The sequence below is a fragment of the Micromonospora sicca genome (assembly GCF_003172935.1).
GTDB classification, from domain to species: Bacteria; Actinomycetota; Actinomycetes; order Mycobacteriales; family Micromonosporaceae; genus Micromonospora; species Micromonospora sicca.
This window is the reverse complement of the sequence record NZ_QGKS01000433.1, coordinates 1-6,826: the sequence shown is the minus strand read 5'-3', so window position 1 is coordinate 6,826 and position 6,826 is coordinate 1. Positions and strand designations below refer to the sequence as shown.

At 69.0% G+C, this 6,826-nt stretch carries 4 protein-coding genes and 1 pseudogene; 3 read left to right on the top strand and 2 right to left on the bottom strand.

Annotation, left to right across the window (positions count from 1 at the left end):
• Nucleotides 1-996 precede the first annotated feature (996 nt).
• Nucleotides 997-2,349 carry a glycosyltransferase gene (locus DKT69_RS32985; protein WP_201749979.1) on the top strand — a complete coding sequence of 451 codons (1,353 nt, stop codon included), beginning with the start codon at nt 997-999 and terminating at the stop codon, nt 2,347-2,349.
• A 354-nt stretch (nt 2,350-2,703) separates the two neighbouring features.
• Here the strand turns inward: DKT69_RS32985 and DKT69_RS32970 are convergent.
• Nucleotides 2,704-3,760 (bottom strand): annotated as a pseudogene (locus tag DKT69_RS32970) (fatty acid desaturase family protein).
• Between the two features lie 453 nt (nt 3,761-4,213).
• Nucleotides 4,214-4,501, bottom strand: a complete 288-nt coding sequence (locus tag DKT69_RS32965) for a DUF4190 domain-containing protein (RefSeq protein ID WP_236648502.1) — start codon at nt 4,499-4,501, stop codon at nt 4,214-4,216.
• Nucleotides 4,502-4,759: 258 nt separating this feature from the next.
• Between DKT69_RS32965 and DKT69_RS32960 the strand changes: the two genes are divergently transcribed.
• Together DKT69_RS32960 and DKT69_RS32955 are read left to right on the top strand one after the other, a co-directional pair.
• Nucleotides 4,760-5,461: a DUF2382 domain-containing protein gene (locus DKT69_RS32960; protein ID WP_109805323.1), complete on the top strand. Its 702-nt coding sequence runs from the start codon at nt 4,760-4,762 to the stop codon at nt 5,459-5,461.
• A 278-nt stretch (nt 5,462-5,739) separates the two neighbouring features.
• Nucleotides 5,740-6,561 (top strand): mechanosensitive ion channel family protein, encoded by an 822-nt coding sequence (locus DKT69_RS32955; RefSeq protein WP_109805322.1) that lies wholly within the window; start codon nt 5,740-5,742, stop codon nt 6,559-6,561.
• The last annotated feature ends 265 nt before the right edge of the window (nt 6,562-6,826 follow it).

The window sequence follows — 6,826 nt, the reverse complement described above, 5'->3', positions numbered from 1 at the left end:
GATGGGCGGTCGAGCGCACATTCTCCTGGATCAACCGGTGCCGACGCACCGTCCGCGACTACGAACGGCTACCCGACCACCACGCCGCGATGGTCCAATGGGCCATGATCATCGTCATGACCCGCCGCCTCGCCCGCCACCAAAACACCTGAAACCCTTATTTACCAGGCTCTAAGGGCGGAGGGCCTCGCCGACCACCACAGCGGCAAGGCCGCGTGGGTGAGACTCGTGCCAGCTCCACCGAAGCGCGACTAACCACCTGCCGTGCTGAACCCGGAGTGCAACCTCCGGTGCGGCCGTTGCGGGAGCAAGGAAGACCGGCGGGCTCACGCCACCGGCCTCCCGGGCCTGACTGGCGGTCACCGCTGGCCCAGACCGCCCGCCAAGCGCCCCCAGCGGTGCGGTCGTTCCCAGGCAAGAGTGAGGTAAACCCGGTGGCCGGGCGGCGGACGGAGCATTGGCTCGATTGACACGGCACTGCCCCTTCCGTCATACACTGCCGGGGCCGACCAGTACGGCGTCTCCGCAGAAGCGCATGTTCTGGGTGGCGATGGCGCCGGCCGACGGCTGCATGGCGTGTTGCCGCCGCGCTGCCGGGTCGGAGCCGGTGGTGGCCGCGCTCGCCGTCGTGTTGGCCGTGCTGGGCGCCTGCTGCTGTGCGGCGGGGGCGCGCCTGCAACACGAGGCGGCTGCAGGCGCCCTTCGCCGAGGCGGGGCGGCCCGCCCAACTGTGGGCCGCGGGCTTTCCCGGCTGCTGCCCGACCGGCGGTGTGTGGCGCAGGCCGTTGGCGCCGGGGCTGCATATGGCTCTGTGTCCGTGGGAATGCGGGCCGCGGGCGAGGAGTTCACCGCGCACGGCTTCAGCGGCCCGCTGTGCGCCACCCTCGCCGGGCTGATGCTGGCCGGGCTCACTGGCTTCTGGCTCACACAACGCGCCCAGGCTGCCGGGCCGCGACCGGGCTGTCGACGACCTGTTCGGCCGTGGCTGTGGTGGGGGTGCTGCACATCACCCGTTCCGTCCCCTTTCCTCACCTCGCCCAGATCGGCACCCATTCGGCCGGCCTGCACCACGACTTGGAGTCCGTCATGAACAGACCTCGCCTCCGACGCCAGCGCATCGTCATCGGCGCGGACACCTACCTGCCGGATGTCAATGGCGCGGCGAACTTCACCCACCGGCTTGCCACCGGGCTGCTTGGCCGTGGGCACGAGGTGCATGTGATCTGCCCGGCGAGGGAGAGCGGTCCGGGCAGCACTCTGGAGAAGGGGCTCATGGTGCACCGGCTCGTGTCCCACCGCACCCCGTTTCATCCCACGTTCCGCGTGTGCGTGCCGTGGCAGGTAGCCCGGCCAGCAGCGCGCCTGCTGGACGAAGTCGCCCCCGACGTGGTGCACATCCAGTCCCACTTCCCGGTCTGCCGCGGCCTGGCCGCCGCCGCGCGCCGGCGCCGGATACCGGTGGTGGCCACCAACCATTTCATGCCGGAGAACCTCCTCGGCTACGCCCGGCTTCCCGCCTGGCTCGCCGGTGTGGCCTGCCGGCTCGCCTGGCGCGACCTCGTACGTGTCTTTCACCGCGCCTACATCGTCACCGCTCCCACCCCACGGGCGGTGCAACTTCTGCACGAGAAGGGCTTGCGCTGCGCCGCCGAGCCGGTGTCCTGCGGCCTCGACCTGGACCGCTTCGCTCAGCCACCGCCCGACGGCGGCGACGGGCGGCGGCGTGTGCTGTTCGTGGGCCGGCTCGACCAGGAGAAGAACGTCGACCAGCTGCTGCACGCGCTGGCGCTGCTGCCTGAGCGGCTGCAGGCCATCGGCGAGATCGTCGGCGACGGCTGCCACCGCCGGGTGCTGGAGGATCTGGCGCGCCAGCTCGGCATCTGGGATCGGGTCACCTTCCACGGCCTCGTCAGCGACCAGGAGGTCCTGCACGCCTATGCCCGCTGCGACGTGTTTTGCATGCCCGGCACCGCCGAACTGCAGAGCCTAGTGACCATGGAGGCCATGGCCGCCGGCAAGCCGATCGTCGCGGCCGACGCCATGGCGCTGCCGCACCTGGTCCGACCCGGCAGTAACGGCTACCTCTATCCGCCAGGAGACATTCACGCCCTCGCCGCGCACCTGGCCGCCCTGCTGGACGACGCGTCGGCTCGCGCCCAGATGGGAGCGGTTAGCCGGCGGATCATCGCTGCGCACGACCTTGGCCACGCGCTGCGTACATTCGAGGAGCTGTACCTGAAGGCCGCCGCCGGGGAATCCGCGGCCGCGCCAGCCCCTGCCGTGGAAAGCGAGCACGATGAGCAATCTGCGCGTTTCTCGTCATTGATGACGAGCCCAAGATCCGCATGACCGTGCGCGGGAAGCGGACGGGTTCGAGGTCAGCGAGGCGGCAGACGGGTCATCCGGGCTGCAGTCCCTCACCCGCGACCGGCCCGACCGGGAGTAGGCCGATGTCGTCGATGACGATCAGGTCGGCGCGGATGAGTCGGGTCATGGCTCGGGTCATCATGGACGGCGGCTCGGGTCCGCGGACCAGAACGTCGCCTACGGGTGCCCTGATCGCCGCCATTTCGGCGCGGATGCCCCTGAACATGCAAGGTCCGCGCAGCGGGTCGCGGGAGGGGAAGCGGGTATGCCCTGTCGGCAACCACGTGACAGGAGTGTGACAGCGGCAGTTTGAGCAGCGACAGTAGCGGCCCGCATTCAGTGTCTGTCGGTTCCCGGTTGGGTCGGTCGCTTGCCGACCGTCCGCAGGTGCTGCAGCGCTTGCGCCCAGGACCGGGTCAGCGTGGTCTCGTGGTACGGGACGCCGTGCGCTATACAGAACTGGCGGATCAGTGGCTGGGCGCGGCGCAGGTTCGGTCGGGGCATGCTGGGGAAGAGGTGGTGCTCGATCTGGTAGTTGAGCCCGCCCAGCAGGACATCGATGAGCCATCCACCGCGCACGTTGCGGGAGGTCAGCACCTGCCGCCGCAGATAGTCGAGGGCACCTGCCTCGCTGAGGATGGGCATCCCCTTGTGGTTGGGCGCGAACGAGCAACCCAGGTACAAACCGAAAAGGCCCTGGTTGACCAGAATGAACACGATCGCCTGCGGGCGGTTCAGGAGCAGGAACACGGCCGTGAGGTAGCCGACGATGTGCAGGGCGAGCAGGCTGGCCTCGATCGGGCGATGCTTGAGCCGGCCGCGGCCGAGCACAGCCTTGACGCTGGCGGCGTGCAGGTGCGGGCCCTCCAGCAGCAGCGGGAAGAACAGCGTGGCTTGGTGCCGGACGAACACCGCGCCGAGACCGCGCCGCGCCTCGGCCTGCCCCGGGGTGAACGACAGGGGCGCCACCACGATGTCCGGATCATGGCCCTCAGTGTTGGGGTGAGCGTGGTGCCGGTTGTGCTTGTCCACCCACCATCCGTAACTGAGGCCGATCAGCAGGTTGCCGAACAGCAGGCCAACCACGTCGTTGGCAGTGCGGGAGCGGAAGATCTGCCGATGCCCAGCGTCGTGGCCGATGAACCCCGCCTGAGCCAAAGATCACCGCAAGGAACGCCGCGACCACGGTCTGCCACCACGACTGCCCGAGCCGGACCAACACCACGCCCGCCACGCCGAGACACCCGAGCACCAGCCCCATGCGTAACGCGTAGTGGCCGGGCCGCCGGTGGAGGAGCCCAGCACCCCGCACCAGGCGGGACAGGTCAGCGTACTCACTGCCCCGCCCGCTGCGGGCACCAAGATTAGTGTCGCTCACCCTTATTACTCCCATAAGCCGCACCAGTTGGCATATCCGGTCCGACGCCGTCAGCCGCAACCGGGCACAGGCACTGGGCTGCCCACCGTCCGCGGCGGGCCCAAGGCCAACGATGCCTATCCCGAGCCAAGCGTGCACCATCGCAAGCCGCGACTCCCGCTGCGTTCGGCGCTCAGCCACCGAACCGTCCGAAAATGTCTGCGCGCGCCGCCCTCGTCAGCCCACCGGCGGTGAACGACGTGATCGTGATTGCTCGGAAGTGCCGAGTGAACATGCGAGACCAACCCGACGGGTCCCGGCTCCAGTCTCACTCATGGCCGCCCCTCCTAGACGGGAAACGGCAGCTCATCCAGCGGCGGCGCAGGGACCCCGGCTGGTCGCCACAGGTCCGCCGATCAGGTACATGACCCCAGCGGCCAAGTCGGACAATCAAGCGTTGGTACCGGCGGGCGCCGCCGTTGTGGTGATTCAGTGAGGCAGCTTGTCGCGGAGGTGCTCGACCTGGCGTTCGAGGCGGTCAACCGCCTGTTTGTTGTTGAGGAAGGTGGTGACACCGGCGGCGAACGCGATGGCTACCAGGACGGCGATCACGCTGAGGACCAGGCCGCCAATCGCGACGCCGCGGCCGGTGACGCCGGGGCGTCGGGTCATCCGCAGTGCCACGATGCCGAGGATGAGCCCGATGATCCCTAGCACCAGTCCCACGGGGGCGAAGATGGCGGTCAGCACGCAGACCAGGGCGGCGACCCCGAACACCAGCGCGAAGGCGGCAGCGGGACTAGTCTTCGCCGCTGCGCCGGGGGCCGGCTGCCGCAGGCTGGATGGGATAAGTGCTCATGTCTTCTCCTTCCCTCGCATTTGCCGCAGGGTGGGCGTGAATGCCCACATCTGCAATCGTTATGCCTGGTCGGCCGCGCGGTCCGCTCGTCCCCGTCGGGTAGGCGCCCCGGGGCGGCGAATGGCCGGGGGCTCGTCGGGTACGCGGGGCGGTGACAGGCGAGAGGAGGACGACTCGTGCAACTCACTGAACAGCAGGTGCGTTCGCTGTACGGCCAGGACGTCCAGGACCAGTCGGGTGCCAAGATCGGCAAGGTCCGCCAGGTGTGGGCCACTGCGGGCTACCCGGCCTGGGTGAGCGTGCAAACCGGCGGCGGCCCTGAGCCCATGGCCCCGCTGGGCAACGCGCAGATGCAGAAGGGGAAGCTGATGGTCGCCTACGACAAGGCAACCGTCCAAAGCGCCCCGAGCGTCGAGCCTGGCAACGACAAGCCGCTGACCGCCGAGCAGACCGCGCAGCTGTACGCGCACTACCGCATGCAGCCGCAGCAGACGCCGCAGGCCCGCGAGGAACTGATCCGCTCCGAGGAACGGCTGCGGGTGGGCACGGAAAGCCAGCCTGCGGGCAAGGCGGTACTGCGCAAGAAGATGGTCACCGAGAACGTGCACACAACCGTGCCGGTCGAGCACGACGAGGTGTACGTCGAGCGCGAGCCGATCACCGCCGCGGACGCGGGCAACGTTCGCGCCGACATCGGTGAGGCGCAGCAGGAGATGCAGCTGCGCGCCGAGCATCCGGTGGTGGCCAAGGACCGGGTGCCGGTCGAGCGGGTCCACCTGACCAAGAACGAGGTGGTCGAGGACCAGCCGATCGACGAGCAGGTCCGCCACGAGGAGGTCGAGACGAACATCCCGGAGCCCAGCCGCCGCCGGCGGTAAGCGCCGAGGCACTCCTCGAGCAGGCGCCCATGGGCGTGCGGGTCACACGACCCGTCCGCCCGTCAGGCTAGGGTTCTAGCCGACGAACTCGGGGTTCACCATCGCGCCTCGTTCACCTTTGGTTGCAGCGGGCAAGTCACCGCCCAGCGCACATATGGCACACGGCCAGCCGCTACCTCTTCGCCCATGGCCTGTCGGGATTCCGCGAGTCGGCGCGGCGTGCCGGCGGACCGACCGGGTATGCGGGGGATCGCAGTTCATGCGACAGGAGGGACATCATGCAGAAAACCCTCGCGGTCGACCAGGTCAACATCGGCAGTGCCCTGGTCGATCTATGGCGGGCCGTGCTGCTCTTCGTTCCGAAGGCGGTCGCGTTCATCGTCATCCTCGTGATCGGTTGGCTCGTCGCCCGCGCCGTCCTGAAGATCGTGGACAAGGTACTGGAACGGGTGGGCTTCGACCGCGCGGTCGAACGAGGCGGCGTGAAACGCGCGCTCGAACGCACCAAGTACGACGCCAGCGACATCCTGGCCAGACTGGCCTACTACGCGGTCCTGCTGTTCACCCTGCAGCTCGCCTTCGGGGTCTGGGGACCAAACCCGATCAGTGACCTGATTCGGGGCGTCATCTCGTGGCTGCCGCGAGCCTTCGTGGCGATCGTCATCGTGGTCGTCGCCGCCGCCATCGCCAACGCGGTGCGGGACCTGGTCACCGGCGCGCTCGGCGGGCTCTCGTACGGGCGGGTGCTGGCCAACCTGGCGGCGGTCTTCATCCTGGCGCTCGGCATCATCGCCGCGCTGAACCAGGTGGGCATCGCCACCACGGTCACCACGCCGGTACTGATCGCGTTCCTCGCCACCGTAGCCGGCATCCTGATCATCGGCGTCGGCGGTGGCCTCGTGAAGCCGATGCAGACCCGCTGGGACCGGTGGCTCGACCGCATGGCGGAGGAGTCCCGGGCCATCCGCGAGCAGCGGCAGGCGCAAGGCGCCGGCCGCGCCGACTACGAGCGGCAGATGGCCGACCGGGGCGCACAGCCCACCCAGGTGATACCGCAGTCGTCCGTGTTCGGCACCCAGGGCCGGCAGCGCGGCACGTAGCGGTCCGGCAACGTGAGCGACGAGACCCAGCAGTTTCGCCGCCCAAACCCGTGAGAAAGGGTGTGCCCGCAGCGCTGCGGGCACACCCTCGCCGGAACCTCATCTCGGCGCTTCCCGACGGCGCTTCCACGGCAGAGGTAACGGCTTGGTGCGCGGTAGAGGAAAGACCCGGGTCGATCATGAAGGTGGCCGTGCGGGACGATCATGATTGTGACGTCAGGATGGGCCCGCACGGCCTTGTCTCATCGTATCTTCACCGGCATCC